Source organism: unidentified bacterial endosymbiont (assembly GCF_918797525.1).
Lineage (GTDB): Bacteria > Pseudomonadota > Gammaproteobacteria > Enterobacterales > Enterobacteriaceae > Enterobacter.
Window position 1 is genome coordinate 4,144,809 of the sequence record NZ_OU963893.1, and the last position, 22,637, is coordinate 4,167,445.

Sequence of the window (22,637 nt, forward strand, 5' to 3'; positions counted from 1 at the left end):
TAGTATATGGATCAGGCTGGAATTATTCGCGACCTGCTAATCTGGCTGGAAGGTCATCTGGACCAGCCTTTGTCACTGGACAATGTTGCGGCTAAAGCAGGCTATTCCAAGTGGCATCTGCAAAGGATGTTCAAGGATGTCACCGGTCATGCTATCGGTGCTTATATCCGCGCGCGTCGTTTATCAAAATCTGCTGTGGCATTGCGTCTGACCGCGCGCCCTATTCTGGATATTGCCCTGCAGTATCGTTTCGATTCGCAGCAAACCTTTACGCGCGCCTTTAAAAAGCAGTTCTCGTTGACGCCAGCGCTTTATCGCCGCTCGCCAGACTGGAGCTCATTCGGTATGCGTCCGCCGCTGCGTCTGGGCGAATTTGCCATGCCGAAGTATGAAATCATCACCCTGCCTGATACCCATCTGGTGGGCACAACACAGAGTTACTCCTGCTCTCTGGAGCAGATCTCCGAGTTCCGCCATCAAATGCGCGTCCAGTTCTGGCGCGATTTCCTCAGCCATGCTCCGGCTATTCCGCCGATCCTGTATGGTCTTAACGAAACGCATCCAAGCCAGGAAAAAGACGATGAGCAGGAGGTGTTCTACACCACCGCGTTAACGCCAGAGCTGGCCAATGGCTATATTCAGGGTTCAAAACCGGTCCTGCTGGGAGGCGGTGAGTACGTGATGTTCACCTACGAAGGGCTGGGAACGGGGGTGCAGGAGTTTATCCTGACCGTTTACGGAACCTGCATGCCGATGCTGAACCTGAACCGTCGTAAAGGTCAGGACATTGAGCGTTACTACCCGGTGAGCAATGTTAAGCCGGAAGAACGCCCAATCGATTTGCGTATGGAATTCTTAATTCCGATACGTCGTTAACGCTGCAGTTCGTCCAGCGCAGGGGCATCAAGATGCGAAATGTCTCCTGCCATCTCCACCACCCAACCCGACGCCAGCCACGCGCTTTCCTGATAATCAATACGGGAAATTGAGCAGTTGCGCAGGCGTAAACGGCGCTCAGCGTAAGCCGGCAGACCCAGAATAGTACTGACCAGACAGCCCAGCGCGATACCGTGGCTGACCAGCAGCGGACGGCTCCCCGCCGGAAGGTTCAGACACTCTGCCAGCGCGGCATGCATACGCGCGCTCAGCTCCAGCATGGATTCACCTTCAGGAATACGGCCATCTTCAGTACCGTTGACCAGGGTGCGACGCCAGCCCTCTTCCGCTTCGGTTAGCGTGTCGATAGGACGCCGCTCCAGCACGCCCATATCCAGCTCGCGCAGCCGTGGTTCAAGCGTGATATCACAGCCGCAGGCATCGGCGATAATGCGTGCCGTCTGCTGGGTGCGACCGAGATCGCTGGTGATAACATGAGTGATGCCGAGCGTTCTGGCGCGTTCCGCCACCTGCCACGCTTGCTGCACCCCCTTTTCTGTAAGAGGACTGTCCGACTGGCCTTGAATACGTCGCTCGGCGTTCCAGTGCGTTTCACCGTGGCGAACAAGGTAAACCTGTAACATGCTTTTTTTCCGTTATACTGCGATGAAATTTTTAAAGTTAGGTCTAATTATGCACCAGGTTGTCGCTGCTACCACTAATCCTGCCAAAATTCAGGCAATTCTAAAGGCATTTGAAGAGATCTTCGGCGAAGGATCCTGCCATATCGAGGCCATCGGCGTCGACAGCGGTGTTCCTGAACAGCCGTTTGGAAGCGAGGAAACACGTGCCGGGGCACGAAATCGCGTGGCGAACGCGAAAGCTGCCGCACCGGGCGCGGAATTTTGGGTCGCCATCGAAGCGGGTATCGACGAAGGGGCAACTTTTAGCTGGGTGGTGATTGAACGCTGCGACCAGCGTGGCGAGGCACGATCCGCGACGCTGCCCCTGCCGGAGATCGTTCTGGACAAAGTTCGTGCAGGTGAAGCGCTCGGGCCGGTGATGTCGCAGTACACCGGTATTGATGAGATTGGCCGTAAAGAGGGAGCCATTGGCGTATTTACTGCTGGCAGGCTGACGCGCTCAGGCGTTTACCACCAGGCGGTGATCCTGGCGTTAAGCCCGTTCCATAACGCGATTTACCGTTGAGCGCCCAACAGCACAGATTCCAGCCACTGACGCAACTCGACCGGCGCAGACTTCAGGCTATTTGATCCGCGGGTGATCGTGGCGATACCCGCGCCCAGCTCATTTTTCAGCTCGCGCTGGCTCATCTCTCCGCGCAGCAACTCTTCGATTATCCGCACCCGCGTGCCCAGCGCTTCACGCTCGTCGGGGGTCAGCATCAGTTGCAGCAAGGGGAGATGCAGATCCTGGTCATATGACTGGCGGAGTAACGCCACAAAACGAAGCCACTCCTGGTTGCGTTGTTCGGCCATCGCCGAGGAATACGGGGAATGCTGGGTCATGTTATGCCGCCTCTTGTACTCATTAACGAGTACAGCATAACACAACCCACGCCGATCAGTAACGTCTCTGCCACTCGGCATCGCTCAACAGGGTATCTTTTTGCCCCATGAAGTGGCGATAGTAGACGTCATACGCCAGCACGTTCTTCACGTAGCCACGCGTTTCTGAGAACGGAATGCTTTCGACAAACGCCACCGCGTCGATACGCCCCGCGCTGTTACCAAGCCATGTGCGCACACGCCCCGGGCCTGCGTTATACGCCGCGGAAGAGAAGATACGGTTATTGTCGAACTGCTGGTAGACGTACTCCAGGTAGTGGGTGCCGATGTTAATATTGGTATCCGGATCCAGCAGTTGCGAAGGGTTGCTATATCCCGGAATGTCAAACATCTTCACCGTGTGCGTCGCAGTACCTGGCATAATCTGCATCAGGCCGCTGGCCCCCACCGGAGAACGGACTTTCGGGTTCCAGGCACTCTCCTGACGGGCGATCGCCATTGCGTAACTTTTCGGGATCTCTTTGCTGCGGGTGTAGCGATTAAACAGATCGCTGTACGCCAGCGGGAAACGTTCTTCAAGATGATCCCAAAGCTTACCGGCGATCGTGGCCTGTACGCTCAGATCCCACCAGCGGTTATCAAAGGCATAGCGGGCAAGCTGCGCTTTTTCATCGGTCGTGCGGCTGGTCACCAGATTCGCCCACTCGCTGCGCGCGGTGTTATCCAGGTTCCAGTACATCAGTTCCCGTACGCGCGCCATCTCTGGCCCTTGCGTTAGCGTCGGACTCGCGTTGGCTGGCGCTTTGTCGATGCGCAAGGTGTACTCCTCACCCAACCGCTGTGCAGCGACCATTGGGTAGAACCCACGCTGCTGCATCAGGGCATGGAGGATCTCTTTCGCTTCATCATCACGACCCCGCTCGAGCAGCAGGTCGGCCTGCCAGTAACGCCATTCGTCTTTCTCTTTGGCATCCATGGGCAGGCGTGCAAGCCAGGTATTGAGCCCATGACGATCCCCCGTGCCGAGCGCCATGCGCACGCGGCGCTCCACAAGCGACGTGGAATGTGAACGCATTATTGCGTCGTCACGCCAGCGGGCCTGCTCGTCGGTAATATCTGTCCCCATCAGTCGCCACGCCACGGTGTCGCGTAGCTCCTGGGTCTGTTCTTCATTGAGCTGTTGCGCCTGCACCAACTGAGGGATCATCAACCGCGCGTTTTCAACATCGCTACGCGCCACGCGGGTAAACGCGACCGCCGCCATCTGACGGGTAAAGTCGGTGGCTCCGGTACTGCGGACAAAGGTCATGATCGAATTCGGATCGTTCGCCAGCCCGATTATCGCCGTAGAAATGGTCTGATAGTCCGCCGGCATTTGTCCCGCCAGAGCGGTCACCAGACGCGTGTTCCCGGCTTTCATCGCCAGCCGGATGCGCTCAAGATACGCCAGCGGATCTTGCTTACCGGAGGCGCGCCACGCGCCAAAGAGTGGATCACAGGCGTTCGGCTGGCTTTTCCCCGTCAGCCACAGCGCTTTCGCCCCTGCCCAGGCCTCATCCTGCTGACCGGTGGCCCATTTGGCGTAGTAATAGTGACATTGCGCCTCGGTGTTGCCCGGTTTTTCCGGGCTAAAAGCCAACAGCCCGCGCCAGTCTTCGCGTCGCGCCAGTTCATTCACAAAACGGGATTTTAAGCTGCGCGCGGGCGGCAGGGTTGGGTTCGCCTGAATAAAGTTATTCACGGTTACCGTTGGTTGGTTCATGAGATCGTCGGTGATCTGGCGATACTCAAGGTACGGATAGAGCGGATAATCCTTTAGCGTCGGCATCAGCGACTGCACAGTATCCATCTGCTTGCGGTCCCACGCCTGTTTAATTTGGGCGTAGCGATGGCGTTGTTCATCCAGTGAATCGGCCTGCACCACCTTGCTCACCGCCATTACGCATACGCTGGCAGCCAGCAGACGCCAGACCACCTGTTTGGCTTTTCCCACAAGCTCTCCTCATTGTTTTTTTTATCAATTGCAGCGTCTTGCCGCGTCAAAATCTCATCAACTTATGCTAACCAGGCATCCAACAACGCGCCACGTCGTGAACACTTTTTTACCATTTTGGCGCGTTTTAACACTCCTGACGTTCCTGGCTGGGATTAGGCCGTGAAAAAGGCTACACTTCGAGGCTGAATTCCAAACTCAACGATAAAAGAGGCGAAGTCCACGTGGCTCAATTCGTTTATACCATGCATCGTGTCGGCAAAGTGGTTCCGCCGAAACGTCATATTCTTAAAAATATCTCGCTGAGCTTCTTCCCCGGCGCAAAAATCGGTGTCCTGGGTCTCAACGGTGCCGGTAAATCCACCCTGCTGCGCATCATGGCCGGGATTGATACAGACATCGAAGGTGAAGCCCGTCCGCAGCCCGGCATCAAGATTGGTTACCTGCCGCAGGAACCTCAGTTGAACCCGGAACATACCGTTCGCGAATCTGTTGAAGAAGCGGTTGCCGACGTGGTTAATGCGCTGAAAGGCCTAGATGAAGTGTATGCCAAATACGCCGAACCGGATGCGGACTTCGACAAGCTGGCCGCTCAGCAAGGTAAGTTTGAAGAGATAATCCAGGCGCACGATGGTCACAACCTGAACGTGCAACTGGAGCGTGCGGCGGACGCTCTGCGTCTGCCAGACTGGGATGCAAAAGTTGAGAAGCTCTCCGGGGGTGAACGCCGCCGCGTGGCACTGTGCCGCCTGCTGCTGGAAAAACCGGACATGCTGCTGCTCGACGAGCCGACGAACCACCTGGATGCAGAATCCGTGGCCTGGCTGGAGCGCTTCCTGCACGACTTCGAAGGGACCGTGGTGGCGATTACCCACGACCGTTACTTCCTCGACAACGTCGCTGGCTGGATCCTGGAGCTGGACCGCGGTGAAGGTATTCCGTGGGAAGGTAACTACTCCTCCTGGCTGGAGCAGAAAGATCAGCGTCTGGCGCAGGAAGCCTCTCAGGAAGCGGCTCGCCGTAAATCCATTGAGAAAGAGCTGGAGTGGGTTCGTCAGGGCGCTAAGGGCCGTCAGTCCAAGGGTAAAGCCCGTCTGGCACGCTTTGAAGAGCTGAACAATACCGAATACCAGAAGCGTAACGAAACCAACGAACTGTTTATTCCACCTGGAGCACGTCTGGGGGATAAAGTTGTTGAAGTGAGCAACCTGCGTAAGTCTTATGGCGATCGCCTGCTGATTGACGACCTGAGCTTCTCCGTACCGAAAGGCGCCATCGTGGGTATCATTGGTCCGAACGGCGCGGGTAAATCCACACTGTTCCGCATGATGTCCGGTCAGGAACAGCCTGACAGCGGCTCTATCACCCTGGGTGAGACCGTGAAGCTGGCCTCCGTTGACCAGTTCCGTGACGCGATGGATAACAGCAAAACCGTGTGGGAAGAAGTCTCTGGCGGTCTGGATATCATGCGTATCGGCAACACCGAAATGCCAAGCCGTGCCTACGTGGGTCGCTTTAACTTCAAAGGCACCGACCAGGGTAAACGCGTCGGCGAGCTGTCCGGTGGTGAGCGTGGTCGTCTGCACCTGGCGAAACTGCTGCAGGTCGGCGGTAACGTTCTGCTGCTCGATGAACCCACCAACGACCTGGACATCGAAACCCTGCGCGCGCTGGAAAACGCACTGCTGGAGTTCCCGGGCTGCGCCATGGTTATCTCGCACGACCGTTGGTTCCTGGACCGTATCGCCACCCACATTCTGGACTACCAGGATGAAGGTAAAGTGGAGTTCTTCGAAGGTAACTTTACCGAATACGAAGAGTACAAGAAACGCACGCTGGGCGCTGACGCGCTGGAGCCGAAGCGTATTAAGTACAAGCGTATTGCAAAATAAAAGCACAACGGCAACTCAGGTTGCCGTAATTTATTTTTGTACCCTCTTGGGCATCAGGCCGCACACGTCACTCCTCCACGTAAAACCATTTCACTTCATCAAACTGCATCACAACTCGATATAGCGCAGGCGAATTCAGCTGAAGCGGCTTAAACGGAGCGTTAACGTGCAGGGGAACGGTTATCCCTGCTCCCCCATCATCTCCTTCACCAGCTCGACGCAGCGCAGGAAACGGGAATCGTAGTCCGACTCTTCCACATGGACGAAATCAATGTGGTTCTCATTCAGCATCTCCACCAGCATGGTCTGGAACTCTTTTCTGTTCACAGAGCTGCCGAGGCTGCGCATCCCATCGGCTACCCAGGGGGTATTATTTTCCAGCAGGATAACGAGGTCGAAGCGGTATTCATCTATCAACGCCTGCACAAACGGGTGCTCACGTCCTTCGTACTTTTTACAAAACGCCTGAGTCGTCACAAAATCGGTATCGATAAACGCGACTTTATTAGCGTATTTTACTGCAAAATCAATGTACTGCGCATGTCCGAGTGCGATTTTATCGTAGTCAGAATACTGCAACGCCATCTCATCGCCGCCGAGGTGAGACAGAACGTAATCACGCCCATACTCCCACGCGCTGGTGGTATTGAAGATATTGGCCAGCTTGTTGACCAGCGTCGATTTTCCGCTCGATTCGCCGCCGAGGATCGCCACCGTACGGACAAAGAACGGTTTTACTTCGGTCGGAATGTAATCCCAGTAGCGGGACGGGTTTTCGCGAATTTGCCCCCCGCTAATGTTCATAAAGGTGCGTTTTGGATCGATCAGCACGGGTTCTATGCCCAGGTGCTCGCGGAACTGCGGCGCATCGGACTCTTCAGAGGTGTAGATCCAGTTCGGGGCGATGCCCTTCACTTCCATAAAGGTTTTCACGCCGTTGCTCCACACGTCCCAGCCGTGCGGATACGGCTCCATGCCCTCTTCATTAAAAGCATGAATTCGGATGTTTTTCTGGTATTTAAAGGTCTGTAGCAGCCAGCGTAGACGGTCGGACACCGTCGGCTGCTGCGACATGGCGCTGTCTTCAAACAACTGACGATCACGCGTTTCGTCATATCCCATAATGATGTGCAGCTCGTCGACCTGGCTACAGGCCCGCTGGATCAGATAGATATGCCCGGTATGCAGCGGATAAAATTTGCCGAACACCACGCCGATGTTCTTTTGCAGACGCGGAAATTCAAGCCCCAGAAAGCGGTGTAGTGCTTCCAGCTTCTGCGCGCTCGGGCTTTTGATTTTGGCGTTCAGCAGTTGGCTAAGATAGCCTTTGGTCATGCCGCTGGCATCAGCTACCTGCTGTAGCGTGCAGCCTTTCTGGCGGATTGCGGTCTTGATGTAGTCAAATGATGACATAAATTACGGTGCCTCCTGCAAAATCGAATACGTAATTATAAGTCGTCAAAGACATTTAACGCATCTGCGAGTTTTTTTACGCCAAATACCTGCATCCCTTCCGGGATTTTTTTCGGCACATTAGCGGCGGGAACAATTGCCCGGCGGAAACCGTGTTTCGCCGCCTCGGAAATACGCTCCTGCCCGCTTGGCACCGGACGGATCTCCCCGGCCAGCCCCACCTCGCCAAAGACGACCAGGTCCTGCGGTAACGGCCTGTCGCGCAGGCTGGAGACCATCGCCAGCAGCAGCGCCAGGTCAGCACTGGTTTCCGAGACCTTAACGCCACCCACCACGTTGACGAAGACATCCTGATCCGCCATTTGCAGGCCGCCATGACGGTGCAGTACGGCAAGCAGGATCGCCAGACGGTTTTGCTCCAGCCCCACTGCCACGCGCCGCGGGTTACCCATCATTGAGACATCCACCAGCGCCTGAATCTCGACCAGCAGCGGACGCGTCCCTTCCCATAGCACCATCACCGAGCTGCCGGAGGTCACTTCATCCCCACGGCTGAGGAAGATAGCCGACGGATTGCTGACTTCACGCAACCCCTGTTCGGTCATGGCAAAGACGCCCAGTTCATTTACCGCGCCAAAACGGTTTTTATGGCTGCGCAGGGTGCGGAACCGGGAATCCGCATCGCCATCGAGCATCACGGAGCAGTCGATACAGTGCTCAAGCACCTTCGGCCCCGCCAGTGAGCCGTCTTTGGTGACGTGGCCCACCATCACTATCGCCACGCCACGGGTTTTGGCAAAGCGCGTAAGATAGGCGGCCGTTTCACGCACCTGCGCCACGCTGCCCGGCGAGGATTGAATGTCCGCCATGTGCATGACCTGGATGGAGTCGATCACCATCAGCTTCGGCTGCTCTTCTTCGGCGATCATGCATATTTGCTCAATGCTGGTTTCCGAGAGCATATTGAGGTTGCCCGTCGGCAGGCCAAGACGGTGCGCACGCATCGCCACCTGCTGGAGCGACTCTTCCCCCGTGACGTAGAGGGTTTTCATCTGCTCGGCGAGCCTGCAGAGCGTTTGCAGCAGTAACGTCGATTTTCCCGCCCCCGGATTACCGCCGATGAGGATCGCGCTGCCCGGCACCACGCCGCCACCGAGTACGCGGTCAAACTCTTTGAATCCAGTGGAAAAACGCGGCAGCTCTTCCAGACTGATGTCCGAAAGCTTTTGTACCTTCGACACCCCGGCGTTGCACGCATACCCGCTCAGGCGCTCATTACGGGCCACGCTCGGCGAAGCCGCCACACCACGCACTTCCGTGATAGTGTTCCAGGCATGACAGGCGCTACACTGCCCCTGCCAGCGCGGATAATCCGCACCACATTCATTACAGACAAATGCGCGTTTTGGAGCTTTCACCACGGTTTACCTCGTTATTTCTGATTGATGCTGCCGGAGAGAATGCAGAACACCCCCATCAGATCAGCATGACGGACAGTGACTTCCGTCTTTTCATTGACTTTTGGCTTGGCATGATAGGCAATGCCAAGACCGGCTACGCCGATCATCGGCAGATCGTTAGCACCGTCGCCGATGGCCACGGTCTGCGCGACGGGGATGTCATACTCCTGCGCCAGACGGGTTAACGTGTTGGCTTTGTACTGCGCATCCACGATATCGCCAATCACCTGACCGGTGAGCTTACCGTCCATGATTTCCAGTTCGTTCGCCACCACGGTGGTCAGACGCAGCTTGTCACGCAGGTACTCGGCGAAGAAGGTGAACCCTCCGGAGGCTATCGCCACTTTCCAGCCCAGCGTCTGTAGCTTTAATACCAGCTGTGTCAGCCCGGGCATCAGCGGTAATTCATCGCGAACCTGACGCAAAATGTTCGCGTCGGCGCCTTTTAGCGTTGCTACGCGCTGACGAAGGCTGGCGGTGAAATCCAGCTCGCCGCGCATCGTGCGTTCCGTGACCTCTGCCACCAGCTCACCGCTGCCCGCCAGTTTAGCGATTTCGTCGATACACTCAACCTGGATGGCGGTGGAGTCCATGTCCATGACCAGAAGCCCGGGCGTTTTCAGATGCGGGATTTTGCCGAGCGGAGCCACGTCCAGCCCGGCGTCGTGCGCCAGGCGCGTGGCACGCAGGGTTAAGGAGCCCGCCAGGCGAATAACCTGGTAATCTTCCACGCACCAGGCGGCAACAATCACCATCGCCGCACCCAGTTTGGTCTGGTATTGAGTCAACTGGTGCTTATCCAGGCCGCGTCCGTACAGCAGCCAGCCGCTTCGGCCAGCGTGGTAATCCAGAGGCATCACCTCATCACCACTTAAAGAGAGCGGCAATCCTGGCCATAAAGAGACATCCGTTGGCAGGTCACACCAGGTAATGTTTGGCATTGAAGCTCCTGTAATTTCGTTCGCGCCGGAAGGTTCCAGAGGGAAAATAACGCATGAGGCTACCCTGTAACCATCACTTCTGGCAACATTAAGCCGTAATTTTTCAGCAGGTGGAATATGGCTCGCGCAAAACTGAAATTCCGGCTTCATCGTGCCGTGATTGTTCTTATCTGTCTCGCACTTTTAGTGGTGCTGATGCAAGGGGCATCATGGTTTAGCCAGAACCATCAACGGCAACGTAACCCACAATTTGAAGAGCTGGCACGCACGCTGGCGCGTCAGGTGACGTTCAACGTGGCTCCGTCCATGCTGACCGAAACGCCGGACGATAAGCGGATAGGCCAGATCCTGCGCCTGTTAACGGAGAACAGCCGCATTCTGGATGCGGGTGTCTACGACGTACAGGGTGACCTGATAGCCCGTGCGGGCGAGCACGTCGAGGTGCGTGACAGGCTGGCGCTGGACGGCAAAAAAGCCGGGGGCTATTTCAACCAGCAGATCGTCGAACCTATTCCGGGTAAGAATGGCCCGCTGGGGTATTTGCGCCTGACGCTCGACACGCATACCCTGCCAACCGAAGCCAAGCAGGTCGATAATACCACCAATATTCTGCGCCTGATGCTGCTGCTCTCACTGGCATTGGGCGTCGTCCTGGCGCGTACCCTGCTGCAGGGCAAACGCACCCGCTGGCAGCAGTCACCGTTCCTGCTGACCGCCAGCAAGTCGGTTCCCGAAGACGAAGAGAGCGAGAAGAAAGAATAGTGATAAAGTAGGCGAACGATTCGGAAAAGGAACTCTGCCATGACGACGTTACGCCTGCTTATCTCTGACTCTTACAATCCCTGGTTTAATCTCGCGGTGGAAGAGTGCATCTTCCGCCAGATGCCCGCCACGCAGCGCGTACTGTTTCTCTGGCGCAACGCCGACACGGTGGTGATTGGCCGCGCGCAAAACCCGTGGAAAGAGTGCAATACCCGGCGCATGGAAGAGGACAACGTCCGCCTCGCGCGCCGCAGCAGCGGCGGCGGAGCGGTGTTTCACGATCTCGGAAATACCTGCTTCACCTTTATGGCGGCTAAACCGGAGTACGATAAAACCATCTCTACCTCAATTGTGCTCAACGCGCTGAATTCGCTCGGCGTCACGGCAGAAGCCTCAGGCCGTAATGACCTGGTGGTGAAAACGCCTGACGGTGACCGCAAAGTGTCGGGCTCAGCCTATCGCGAAACGAGGGACCGCGGATTCCACCACGGCACATTGCTGCTGAATGCCGACCTGAGCCGTCTGGCTAACTACCTCAACCCGGACAAGAAAAAGCTGCAGGCCAAGGGGATCACCTCCGTGCGCGGCCGCGTGGCGAATCTGGTGGAGCTGCTGCCGGGCATTACACATGAGCAAATCTGCCATGCCGTCCGCGAGGCGTTCTTTGCCCACTATGGCGAGCGCGTGGACGCGGAAGTAATCTCCCCGGATAAGACACCGGATCTGCCCAACTTCGCGGAAACCTTCGCCCGCCAGAGCAGCTGGGAATGGAACTTTGGTCAGGCGCCTTCATTCTCGCACCTGCTGGACGAACGCTTCACCTGGGGCGGCGTTGAGCTGCACGTTGACGTGGAGAAAGGCCACATCACCCGCACGCAGGTATTTACGGACAGTCTGAACCCGGCGCCGCTGGAGGCCCTCGCGGCACGTTTGCAGGGCTGTTTGTATCGGGCGGATATGCTGCAGCAGGAATGCGACGCATTGCTCGGGGATTTCCCCGAGCAGGAAAAAGAGCTGCGGGAGCTGTCGGCGTGGATTGCACAGGCCGTGCGCTAGTATAAAAGCCCGCTGGCGCAGCGCTTAGCGGGCCTACAAAACCGTAGGCCGGGTCAGGCGAAGCCGCCACCCGGCACAACAGTTCTTACTCTTTATCGCCCAGCAGAACGGATTCCAGCGCGATTTTAATCATGTCGTTGAAGGTGGTCTGACGCTCGGCTGCAGTGGTCTGCTCATGCGTACGGATGTGGTCAGACACGGTGCAGATGGTCAGCGCTTTAGCGCCAAACTCAGCCGCAACGCCGTAGATGCCTGCCGCTTCCATTTCTACGCCCAGAATGCCGTATTTTTCCATTACGTCGAACATCTCGCCGCCGTCCGGGGCATAGAACAGATCCACAGAGAAGATGTTACCCACACGGGCATCTACGCCCAGCGCTTTTGCCGCGTCAACCGCGTTACGTACCATGCCAAAGTCGGCAATCGCCGCGAAGTCGTGGTCTTTGAAACGCATACGGTTGACTTTGGAATCGGTGCAGGCACCCATACCGATCACCACGTCACGCAGTTTAACGTCCATGCGTACCGCGCCGCAGGAGCCTACACGGATGATTTTCTTCACGCCGAAATCGGTGATCAGCTCTTTGGTGTAGATGGAGCAGGATGGAATACCCATACCGTGACCCATAACGGAGATTTTGCGGCCTTTGTAGGTACCCGTGAAGCCCAGCATACCGCGAACGTTGTTCACTTCACGCACGTCTTCAAGGAAGGTTTCTGCAATGTGCTTCGCACGCAGCGGGTCGCCAGGCATCAATACCACGTCAGCGAAATCACCCATTTCTGCATTAATGTGAGGAGTTGCCATCTTCAGTTCCTTTTCATATAAAATTCTCCCTCTCCCGGCAGGAGAGGGCTGGGGTGAGGGCATCAGGCCGCACCCAATGTGTTTAGAACATGGCCTTGCCATATTCCATATCGGACGTACCAAAGTACTTCGCAATGGTCTGGCCGATATCCGCGAAGGTGTCACGGTGACCAAGCGACCCCGGTTTCACTTTCGGGCCATACACCAGCACCGGAATATGCTCGCGGGTGTGGTCGGTACCGGTCCAGGTTGGGTCACAGCCATGATCCGCGGTGAGGATCAAAATGTCATCTTCCCCCACCAGTGCCATCAGCTCAGGCAGGCGGCGGTCGAACAGCTCCAGACCCGCAGCGTAACCTGCTACATCGCGGCGGTGGCCCCAGGAGGAGTCGAAGTCCACGAAGTTAGTGAAGACGATGGTTTTATCGCCCGCCTCTTTCATCTCTTTGATGGTGGCATCGAACAGCGCATCCAGGCCGGTGGCTTTCACTTTTTTGGTAATGCCGCAGTTAGCGTAGATATCGGCGATTTTACCCACGGAAACCACCTGACCGTCTTTCTCGTCGACCAGTTTTTGCAGCACGGTGGCTGCCGGTGGCTCAACGGCCAGATCGTGACGGTTGCCGGTACGCTGGAAGTTACCCGCTTTGTCGCCAATAAACGGACGCGCGATCACGCGACCAATGTTGTAGCCGCCTTCGGTCAGCTCTTCACGGGCGATTTCGCACAGCTCGTACAGTTGATCAAGGCCATAGGTCTCTTCGTGGCAGGCAATCTGGAACACAGAGTCAGCCGAGGTATAGAAAATCGGCTTGCCGGTTTTCATGTGCTCTTCACCCAGCTCATCCAGTATCACGGTACCGGAAGAGTGGCAGTTACCGAGGTAGCCCGGCAGTTTGGCACGTTTAACCAGTTTATCCAGCAGTTCCTGCGGGAAGCTGTTCTGGTGATCGGAGAAATATCCCCAGTCGAACAGAACCGGCACACCGGCGATTTCCCAGTGGCCGGACGGGGTATCTTTACCGGAAGAGAGCTCGTGAGCCCAGGCGTATGCGCCCACCACTTCCGCGTTGCCGTCCATACCGGCGGCAAGCTTGCCAGTAGAACCTTCGTGTGCTTTCACAAGACCGAGACGGGTCAGGTTTGGCAGAGTCAGAGGGCCTTTACGACCGTTGTCCGCTTCGCCTTTTGCACAGGCTTCAGCGATGTGACCCATGGTATCGGAACCCACGTCACCAAAACGTTCTGCATCTTCGGTTGCGCCGATGCCGAATGAGTCCAGTACCATAATAAATGCACGTTTCATAATTGTTCTCTGTACGTAGTGCTTCATAAAAATGCGATCAGATCAGTATACCGCTATTCAGTGATACGACGATAGACAGTAGGTGTGGTTTGCGGTGCTGTATCGTCAAGCGTAATTGCCGCTTTCACCGCTTTTGCCGCGTCCTGCCAGCTGGCTTCGTCTTTGGCGTGGATCACCGCCAGCGGACGTTGGCCGTCAACGCTGTCGCCCAGACGGGCCATATCGGTAAAACCGACGCTGTAATCAATGGTGTCGGACGCCTGACGACGACCGCCGCCCATTGAGACCACCGCCATGCCGAGCGCACGGGTATCCATTGCGGAGACAAAACCTTCGCTATCCGCGTAGACCGCTTTGCTGAGCATCGCGGTTGGCAGGTATCTGGCGTACTTTTCCACGAAGTCGGTCGGGCCTTTCTGCGCCGCCACCATACGACCAAAAATCTCCGCCGCTTTACCGTTGTCCAGCACCGCCTGCAGTTTCACGCGGGCTTCGGCGTCGTCTTTGGCAAGCGAGCCGGAGATCAGCATTTCAACGCACAGCGCCATGGTCACATCGAACAGGCATGGATTGCGATATTCGCCGGTAAGGAACTGGACAGCTTCACGCACTTCAACAGCGTTACCGGCACTGGATGCCAGCACCTGGTTCATGTCGGTCAACAGTGCGGTCGTGCGCACACCGGCGCCGTTGGAGACGCCAACGATCGCTTCGGCAAGCGCAGCAGAAAGCGCATAGGTAGGCATAAACGCGCCGCTGCCCACCTTTACGTCCATGACCAGCGCATCCAGACCTTCGGCCAGTTTTTTGGCAAGGATCGAGGCGGTGATCAGCGGGATGGAGTCAACGGTCGCGGTAATATCACGCGTCGCGTAGAAACGCTTATCTGCCGGAGCAAGTGAGCTGGTCTGGCCGATAATCGCCACACCAACGTCTTTAATAATGTCGCGAAAGCGGGTGTCATCCGGGAAGATATCAAAGCCCGGAATGGCTTCCAGTTTGTCGAGCGTACCGCCCGTGTGCCCCAGGCCGCGCCCGGAAATCATCGGAATGTACCCGCCGCAGGCCGCGACCATCGGGCCAAGCATCAGGGAGGTGACATCGCCCACACCACCGGTTGAGTGTTTATCGACAATCGGGCCATTAAGGTTGAGGCTCTTCCAGTCCAGAACGGTTCCTGAATCTCGCATCGCCATGGTCAGCGAAACACGCTCAGGCATCGCCATATCGTGAAAGAAAATGGTCATCGCCAGCGCAGCAATCTGCCCTTCTGAGATGGTGTTGTCACGAATGCCGTTGATAAAAAAGCGGATTTCTTCGTCACTTAATGCATGACCATCACGTTTTTTACGAATAATTTCTTGTGCGAGAAACACGGTAACCTCCGAAGTAGGCCGGGTGAGCGTCGCGCCCCCCGGCAATTCAAATCTTAGTAGCTGCTTGCGCTCTTGCCGTCGCCGTGGCCCAGCGCTTTGAGCAGGCTTGCCAGCAGGCTGGAGGCGCCGAAGCGGTAGTGACGAGCATCGGCCCAGTCTGCGCCGAACAGCTCGTCGGCAATCGCCAGGAATTGCTGCGCGTCTTCGGCGGTACGCACGCCGCCCGCAGGTTTGAAACCAACGGTTGTGGACACACCCATATCACGGATCACTTCCATCATGATGCGTGCGCTTTCCGGGGTGGCGTTAACCGGCACTTTACCGGTTGAGGTTTTGATGAAATCCGCCCCCGCGTTGATGGAAATTTCAGACGCTTTACGAATAAGACGCTCTTCTTTCAGTTCACCGGTTTCGATGATCACTTTAAGCAACACATTTGCCGCGGCACAGGCGTCTTTACAGGCTTTCACCAGATCAAACCCCACCTGCTCGTTACCGGCGATCAGCGCGCGGTACGGGAACACCACGTCAACTTCGTCTGCGCCGTAGGCAATCGCCGCGCGGGTTTCGGCCAGCGCAATGTCGATATCGTCGTTGCCGTGCGGGAAGTTAGTGACGGTAGCAATACGCACGTCCGGGGTGCCCTGCACGTTCAGCGTTTTCCGCGCAATCGGGATGAAACGCGGGTAGATACAGATGGCGGCGGTGTTACCTGCTGGCGTTTTCGCCTGATGGCACAGGGCGATGACTTTCTCATTAGTGTCGTCATCATTCAGGGTGGTCAGGTCCATCAGTTTCAACGCGCGCAGGCTGCTTACAGTTAAATCGGTCATAACATTCTCCAACGGCAGTGCCGTATATAGTTTACCTTGCGGGTCTGTGAGTATTTTAACATTCACCCGCGCTCACACTTCGATATTCATCACAGTTAATCAAATCTACATACAAATTTGCATTACCGTAGTGAGATCAGAATCATCTTTTTTTTCGTCACATCTTTACACAACTTTCTGGGCCAGCGCGGTGTGGTATAGCATGTTATAATTCTAACATAAGGGGAGATGGACAACCGAGAAAACGTTTCTGACGCGACCGTGAGCGTATGCAGCCCGACACAGTAAACTGTATATTGCCCATGGTCCGATGAATGATAAAATTTTCACAAAAGGGGGTTTTGGGAGTTAGCAAGGGTTCACTGTACTTGCTGGCAGGCATTTGTAGCGACTTCAGCCTGCCTTTTTATTTCAACAAAGCCTAACAAATGTTAAAAGCACCATCTTTTAGTTGGCTTAAGCTACAATTCTTAAACTGTTTTTGATTCATGCGCGTCTACAAGATGCACAATTCGACGATTTTCAATGACTTGACGCCAGGAGCGCTAATCCACCGTTTTCAGTAGGCAGCCGTTAAGTTTGTTAGCTAATATTTAATATCACCTTAACTTCTGTCGGGATGAACACTGACATATGTTTAGACAAAATTTCTCCCTCTAATCTGAGGTCTGCGTCCTTTTCAGGTTTTTCACATTTTATATAATCATCATAAAATCGATTAAGTTTTCTACTGGCAATAAATAATGGGTCACTTAGTGCTTCTTTTTCAGTATCAAAACTGTTTCTACACAATTTTTCTGCAATTTTGGCATTTGCTGCGGCTACCGCGATGCTTTCCGAAGCCCCCTGTTTTTTGTACTGTTCAAAATGAGTTGCAAACGCTTCCTGCATTTTATCCGCAGGAGCTGATATCTCGCTATAAATAAGCGCATGCGCAAAATTATATTGACAACAGTTCCATGCAAACGTTCTTTTTTCTGCAGTTATCCCTTGCGTCTGTAGCTCGTCAAGGGACAGAGCAAAATAATTTTGACTTACAAACAGTTCATTATTATCATGTACTTCGCTTGATAAATTAAAACTCTCCCAGTCAGTGTCTCCGCTTTTCATCGCAGCCATGCCAAACTTTATATTTAATACCTGTAGCTCTTTCTTTATTTTGTTTGGCAACCCATAGTCCGCTTTCAGTTCACGTTCTATCTTGTTGATAAAACCAAATATTAAATCATTAATCTCACGCTTTCTTTTATTATCAGGCTCAGTTGTACGGTAAAGTTCATTTTCTATCATCAATAAGTTATTATTGATGATATTTATCTTATCTGTATTATTATTATAAAATTTGTGGCCTGATATTGAACCAACTGGATTAACTTTCATAATGTTTCCTTAGATATAAACAAAAACCTCATGGTACATAATGACATTTTCTCTCGCCAGGGACTACCAGGGTTTTCCATTATTAATCTAATCACTTTTTAATGGTTATGTTTTTATTTATAACCTGAAGCCTGCATACCTGAGAACAACTGTAACCGGATGCCGGTAAGTGGCAACGTGCTGCCGCCGGCAGGTGGTGAGGCGGCATCCTGGCGCTTTATCTAAAGCCTAATGCCAAAGAGGGAGCGTGTATTTTCCAGCAGCGCATCCGCAATCACCTCTTCCGGCTCCCCGCGCAGTTCGCACAATGTTGCAAATACGCCTGCCACCTGCTCCGGTCGGTTGGGCTGACCCTGAAAACCGTTGAGCGGCATATCGGGAGCATCCGTTTCCAGCAACAGCGCGTCGAGCGGCAGACGCGCCATAACATCGCGGGTTTTGCTGGCGCGCGGGTAGGTAATGGTCCCGCCGACGCCAATTTTATAGCCCAGTGCAATAAAACGCTGCGCCTGCTGAAGGCTACCGGAGAAACCGTGCACGACGCCCCGGCGTGGCAGATCGATACGTTTCAGGTGCATGGCCAGTTTGTCATGGGTGCGTCGGGAATGGAGGATCACCGGCAGATCGTAACGCTTTGCCAGCCGAAGCTGGGCATCAAGGATCGTCTGCTGGCGTTCAAATTGGGGATTTTCACGATAAAGATCGAGGCCGATCTCACCGATGGCAACCAGCTTTCTGTCGGCCGGATGTAAGTGAGCCTCCAGCCGGTCAATATCGTCATCGCGATGGCGCTCAATAACGATAGGATGCAAGCCCAACGCGGCATACAGCGCATTGTGGTGCCGGGCCAGTTCGCGCACCCGCCCGAAACAGGCGGCTTCCGTCGAGGGGACAATAATCGCCTGTACGCCTTTTTGCCCGGCGCGCTCTAGACTTTGCACTTCATCACCCGTAAACGGCGGAAAATCGAAGTGGCAATGGGTATCGATAAAGCGAAGCGTCACGCCAGATCCTCATTGTCCAGTGGCACATCGTTAGCCTGCGGCGCATCCACCAGCGGCATCGCCAGCGCGTCGTTAGCCACGATAGCAGGCGGAGTGATAATCCGCTGATGTCGATAGAGAGGCGGCTGTTCCGCCAGCATTTTTCCCACGGTCGCCAGGAAGTAACGCCCGCACAGCCGTCCGGTTTTGTAATCCATACGCAATGCCGGTAAACGGCTGCCCAGCGCCATACTCTTCAACGGTTTCGGCGGATAAATCTCGAAGATACGCAGTTTACCCGGCGGTTTTTCAATAAAACGCTGCATCGCCCCGTAGGTGCTCTCATGCTGCTTCGCAATGTTGACCAGCGACTGCAGGCTACTGTCACCCAGCCAGCGCTCCATGCGTTTAAACCACTGCGGGGTGTAGTACATTTGCGAGGGTACGGTGCGGATGACCACCATGGTTTTTGCCCCCCGCCGCTTCCTGTACCGGAACGGCATCGCTGATGCCGCCGTCCAGATAGCTGATGCCGTCCAGCAGTGCGCCCGAACGATAGAAACCCGGTATGGCACTGGAGGCGCGAATGATGTCCAGCCAGTTCTCCTTCTGCGGCGAAAAATAGCCCGGTGAGTAGTCATCGCCCCGGCTGGCACACATCCAGAACTCTTTGCCGGTATCAAACAGGCGCGCCGCGGTATCCATTGCCAGCGGCATCTGGCTGGCGGTTGAATCCAGTAGCCAGTCAAGATCGATCAAGTTTCCGCCGCGCACGAAGCGCATCGGATTAAAAAATTCCTTCGACGTGGTGTAGCGCATGATCACCTTGCGCGCATAACCGGGCTGGTTGCACACGTAGGCGGAAATGTTCTGCGCCCCGGCAGAGGTGCCAAAGAACAGGTCAAAAGGGTTGAATTGCGCACGCATAAACTCGTCCAGTACTCCGGCCGTAAAAATACCGCGCTGTCCGCCGCCTTCGCATACCAGCGCAAGCTTACCTGCGCGAAACGGCTTTAACGCCAGTGGCGCTATGTTGCCGAGCGTTACGGGAATTCGCTGCCCCACCTCTTCTGTCCTGTTTTCACCTGTTGGTTCTGACACAGTAACGCACTCCCTGCCTGAGACTCAAACAAGAAAAAGCCAGTCTGGGGACTGGCTTTGTTTTGTTGACATAATATTGCGATTTGCTACGGGCGACGTCGGCCCGTAAACAGGCTCACCAGGAACAGGATAATACCGACGACGAAGACAATTTTTGCTGCCCATGCCGCTGTACCCGCTAACCCACCAAAGCCCAATGCGGCGGCAATTAACGCGATAACCAGAAATATAATGCCCCAACGAAACATAAGCCTCTCCTTTACCATAGTTAATGTCGGCCGCTAAATATGAGTGCTCATCTCACTCACCGGCGTTCTTCCAGTGTCGTTCTTATTTCGCCCGCCAGCCTCAGACAGACGGGCGACTTTCATGGATTTACTTCGTTTTCAGATCGTTCTTGACGCTTTTCACGCCATCAATCGCCTTGGCGATAGTTTCAGCACGTTCAACCTGCGCCTGAGACTCTACCGTACCGGAAAGCTGAACCACGCCATCGGTGGTTTCGACTTTCACCATACGGGATGGCACGATGTCATCCGCTAACAGTTTAGCTTTGATTTCGCTGGTGGTTGCCGCATCCCCGGCATAGCCTTTCACGGAAGAGTCTTTGCTGTCACGTACGTGCAGTTTGTCGCTCACGGACGTCACGCCTTCCACGCCTTTCGCTACAGTGACAGCCTGCTCGGCCTGGGCCTGGCTCTCAACGAAGCCGCTTAGTGTGACAACTTTATGGTCGGTTTTAACGGATATGTCGGTGCTTTTGATGGAGTCATGATCCACCAGCGCCGCTTTCACTTTAGCTGTGATTGAACTGTCATCCATGAAATTCCCGACTTTATTCATAGAGCTATCGATTTTTTCACCTGCGGTGTCGGCGGTAGAGTGCGCTTTTTCCGTAGCAGTGGTTTCCGCGAACGCAGAACCGCTTACCAGAACGCTACCTAATGTCACAGCCAGCAGAGTTTTAGAAATCTTCAGTTTTGTCATATTCATCGCTGTATTCCTGTGTATTGCCCGTCATTCGGGCGACAAACTTCCTTTATGAGTTTTATATTTTGCGAATAAACACCAGAGCGTTATTGAGAACTCATGGACATGCATTGAACAGTTAATTCATCCACGCCCGGTGTTAAACACTGAGTTAAATATAGATCACTCTCACAACATCGCGTTGATAATCGAATAAAAAACGTGCAAACAACGTGAAAATGCGGTGATTTAAGAACATTCCGCAAGGGATTAATAAGACAGGAATAAAAGAAGAGCACGGCGCTGCCGTGCTCTGAGAGACGATTAGTGTTCGCGCGTTTTGCGGAACTGAACGTCAGGATAACGTTCTTGCGTCAGGTTGAGGTTAACCATAGTTGGGGCAATAAAGGTCAGGTTATCCCCGCCATCCAGCGCCAGCTGTATTTCATTCTTACGCTTAAATTCTTCAAATTTCTTCACGTCAGAACACTCAACCCAGCGCGCAGTGGCCACGTTTACGGATTCGTAAATCGCTTCCACGTTGTACTCGCTTTTTAATCGCGCAACGACCACATCAAACTGCAGCACACCGACCGCCCCCACGATAAGATCGTTATTCGCGATTGGGCGGAAGACCTGGACGGCCCCCTCTTCGGAAAGCTGGACCAGGCCCTTGAGCAGCTGTTTCTGCTTCAGCGGATCGCGCAGGCGAATACGGCGGAACAGTTCCGGGGCGAAGTTCGGAATGCCGGTGAACTTCATCATCTCGCCCTGGGTGAAGGTATCGCCAATCTGGATAGTACCGTGGTTGTGCAGACCAATGATATCCCCCGGGTACGCTTCTTCAACGTGCGAACGGTCACCCGCCATGAAGGTCAGGGCGTCGGAGATAACCACGTCTTTTCCGATACGCACCTGGCGCAGCTTCATACCCTTTTCATATTTACCGGAGACGACGCGCATAAAGGCCACGCGGTCACGGTGTTTCGGGTCCATATTGGCCTGAATTTTGAAGACGAAGCCGGTAAATTTCTCTTCCTGCGCTTCAACCACACGGGTATCCGTTTTACGCGGCATTGGACGCGGCGCCCACTCCACCAGACCGTCAAGCATATGGTCAACGCCGAAGTTGCCCAGCGCGGTACCGAAGAAGACCGGGGTAATTTCACCCGCCAGGAACAGCGCTTTGTCGAACTCGTGGGACGCGCCCTGTACCAGCTCCAGCTCGTCACGCAGCTGCGCCGCCAGCTCTTCACCTACCGCGACGTCAAGCTCAGGGTTGTCCAGCCCTTTAACAACGCGCACCTCCTGAATGGTGTGCCCTTTACCGGTCTGATACAGGTACGTCTCATCTTTATAAAGATGGTAAACGCCCTTAAAAAGCTTGCCGCAGCCGATTGGCCAGGTAATGGGCGCACAGGCAATTTTCAGCTCGCTTTCGACTTCATCCATCACTTCCATCGGATCGCGGATGTCGCGGTCAAGTTTGTTCATGAAAGTGAGGATCGGCGTATCGCGCAGACGGGTAACTTCCATCAGCTTACGGGTACGATCTTCGACACCTTTTGCGGCGTCGATCACCATCAGACAACAGTCGACCGCGGTCAGCGTGCGGTAGGTATCTTCGGAAAAGTCTTCGTGGCCCGGGGTATCCAGCAGGTTCACCAGGCAGTCGTGATACGGGAACTGCATCACGGAGGTGGTAATCGAAATACCACGCTGCTTTTCCATCTCCATCCAGTCAGATTTTGCATGCTGGCTGGAGCCACGGCCTTTTACGGTGCCAGCGGTCTGGATCGCCTGTCCGAACAGCAACACCTTCTCGGTGATGGTCGTTTTACCGGCATCCGGGTGCGAAATAATGGCAAAAGTGCGGCGCTTGGCCACCTCCTGCAAATAAGGAGACAACGTCATAATTGAATCTTCTTTTATAAGCGTAGCAGTACGCCACGCATCATG

20 protein-coding genes and 1 pseudogene are annotated in these 22,637 nt (G+C 54.8%); 5 read left to right on the plus strand and 16 right to left on the minus strand.

Annotated features, from left to right (window positions below; translation table 11 throughout):
* Positions 1–6: 6 nt before the first annotated feature.
* Entirely contained in the window at positions 7–876 is an 870-nt protein-coding gene (gene robA, locus NL510_RS19855) for an MDR efflux pump AcrAB transcriptional activator RobA (protein WP_253379574.1), read from the plus strand.
* On the opposite strand, the gene gpmB is transcribed toward robA, so the two are convergent.
* Complete coding sequence (gene gpmB, locus NL510_RS19860) at positions 873–1,520, minus strand: 2,3-diphosphoglycerate-dependent phosphoglycerate mutase GpmB (RefSeq protein WP_253379575.1); 648 nt, start codon at positions 1,518–1,520, stop codon at positions 873–875. The genes robA and gpmB overlap by 4 nt on opposite strands.
* Positions 1,521–1,569: 49 nt before the next feature.
* Here gpmB and yjjX point away from each other — a divergent pair, with 49 nt between their 5' ends.
* Entirely contained in the window at positions 1,570–2,085 is a 516-nt protein-coding gene (gene yjjX / locus NL510_RS19865) for an inosine/xanthosine triphosphatase (protein WP_253379576.1), read from the plus strand.
* Here yjjX and trpR read toward each other — a convergent pair.
* Both trpR and sltY read right to left on the minus strand, forming a co-directional pair.
* Entirely contained in the window at positions 2,076–2,405 is a 330-nt protein-coding gene (gene trpR / locus NL510_RS19870; protein WP_253379583.1) for a trp operon repressor, read from the minus strand. The genes yjjX and trpR overlap by 10 nt on opposite strands.
* A 55-nt stretch (positions 2,406–2,460) precedes the next feature.
* The gene (sltY, locus tag NL510_RS19875) at positions 2,461–4,398 is read right to left on the minus strand and encodes a murein transglycosylase (RefSeq protein WP_253379584.1); all 1,938 of its coding nucleotides are present in this window, start codon (positions 4,396–4,398) and stop codon (positions 2,461–2,463) included.
* Positions 4,399–4,622: 224 nt separating this feature from the next.
* Between sltY and ettA the strand changes: the two genes are divergently transcribed.
* A complete protein-coding gene (gene ettA / locus NL510_RS19880; RefSeq protein WP_253379586.1) occupies positions 4,623–6,290 on the plus strand; it encodes an energy-dependent translational throttle protein EttA in 1,668 nt (555 codons plus the stop codon).
* Between the two features lie 180 nt (positions 6,291–6,470).
* On the opposite strand, the gene nadR is transcribed toward ettA, so the two are convergent.
* From nadR to serB, 3 genes are read right to left on the minus strand one after another with little or no spacing between them, the layout of a single operon-like run.
* Positions 6,471–7,703, minus strand: coding sequence for a multifunctional transcriptional regulator/nicotinamide-nucleotide adenylyltransferase/ribosylnicotinamide kinase NadR (gene nadR, locus NL510_RS19885; RefSeq protein WP_253379587.1), 1,233 nt, complete (start codon positions 7,701–7,703; stop codon positions 6,471–6,473).
* Between the two features lie 35 nt (positions 7,704–7,738).
* The gene (gene radA, locus NL510_RS19890; RefSeq protein WP_253379588.1) at positions 7,739–9,124 is read right to left on the minus strand and encodes a DNA repair protein RadA; all 1,386 of its coding nucleotides are present in this window, start codon (positions 9,122–9,124) and stop codon (positions 7,739–7,741) included.
* Positions 9,125–9,135: 11 nt separating this feature from the next.
* Positions 9,136–10,104: a phosphoserine phosphatase gene (gene serB, locus NL510_RS19895; RefSeq protein WP_253379589.1), complete on the minus strand. Its 969-nt coding sequence runs from the start codon at positions 10,102–10,104 to the stop codon at positions 9,136–9,138.
* 117 nt (positions 10,105–10,221) lie between these two features.
* Between serB and NL510_RS19900 the strand changes: the two genes are divergently transcribed.
* Positions 10,222–10,866: a YtjB family periplasmic protein gene (locus NL510_RS19900; protein ID WP_253379590.1), complete on the plus strand. Its 645-nt coding sequence runs from the start codon at positions 10,222–10,224 to the stop codon at positions 10,864–10,866.
* 39 nt (positions 10,867–10,905) lie between these two features.
* Entirely contained in the window at positions 10,906–11,922 is a 1,017-nt protein-coding gene (gene lplA, locus NL510_RS19905) for a lipoate--protein ligase (protein WP_253379592.1), read from the plus strand.
* 85 nt (positions 11,923–12,007) lie between these two features.
* Here the strand turns inward: lplA and deoD are convergent, their stop codons facing one another.
* The 10 genes and pseudogenes from deoD to prfC all read right to left on the minus strand — a co-directional run bounded on the left by deoD (position 12,008) and on the right by prfC (position 22,592).
* The gene (gene deoD, locus NL510_RS19910) at positions 12,008–12,730 is read right to left on the minus strand and encodes a purine-nucleoside phosphorylase (protein WP_253379599.1); all 723 of its coding nucleotides are present in this window, start codon (positions 12,728–12,730) and stop codon (positions 12,008–12,010) included.
* A gap of 82 nt (positions 12,731–12,812) precedes the next feature.
* Positions 12,813–14,036, minus strand: coding sequence for a phosphopentomutase (gene deoB / locus NL510_RS19915; protein ID WP_253379601.1), 1,224 nt, complete (start codon positions 14,034–14,036; stop codon positions 12,813–12,815).
* 53 nt (positions 14,037–14,089) lie between these two features.
* Positions 14,090–15,412, minus strand: a complete 1,323-nt coding sequence (gene deoA, locus NL510_RS19920) for a thymidine phosphorylase (RefSeq protein WP_253379604.1) — start codon at positions 15,410–15,412, stop codon at positions 14,090–14,092.
* A gap of 53 nt (positions 15,413–15,465) precedes the next feature.
* On the minus strand, positions 15,466–16,245 hold the full coding sequence (gene deoC, locus NL510_RS19925; protein ID WP_253379605.1) for a deoxyribose-phosphate aldolase: 780 nt from the start codon (positions 16,243–16,245) through the stop codon (positions 15,466–15,468).
* 582 nt (positions 16,246–16,827) lie between these two features.
* Positions 16,828–17,625, minus strand: coding sequence for a hypothetical protein (locus NL510_RS19930; RefSeq protein WP_253379606.1), 798 nt, complete (start codon positions 17,623–17,625; stop codon positions 16,828–16,830).
* 221 nt (positions 17,626–17,846) lie between these two features.
* Positions 17,847–18,629: a TatD family hydrolase gene (locus NL510_RS19935; RefSeq protein WP_253379608.1), complete on the minus strand. Its 783-nt coding sequence runs from the start codon at positions 18,627–18,629 to the stop codon at positions 17,847–17,849.
* Positions 18,626–19,673, minus strand: a pseudogene (locus NL510_RS19940) (patatin-like phospholipase family protein). Before NL510_RS19940 ends, NL510_RS19935 begins: the two are co-directional and overlap by 4 nt.
* Positions 19,674–19,795: 122 nt before the next feature.
* Entirely contained in the window at positions 19,796–19,957 is a 162-nt protein-coding gene (locus NL510_RS19945) for a DUF1328 domain-containing protein (RefSeq protein ID WP_003856556.1), read from the minus strand.
* 127 nt (positions 19,958–20,084) lie between these two features.
* On the minus strand, positions 20,085–20,702 hold the full coding sequence (gene osmY / locus NL510_RS19950; RefSeq protein WP_253379609.1) for a molecular chaperone OsmY: 618 nt from the start codon (positions 20,700–20,702) through the stop codon (positions 20,085–20,087).
* A 300-nt stretch (positions 20,703–21,002) separates the two neighbouring features.
* Positions 21,003–22,592: a peptide chain release factor 3 gene (gene prfC, locus NL510_RS19955; protein WP_253379610.1), complete on the minus strand. Its 1,590-nt coding sequence runs from the start codon at positions 22,590–22,592 to the stop codon at positions 21,003–21,005.
* Positions 22,593–22,637: the final 45 nt, after the last annotated feature.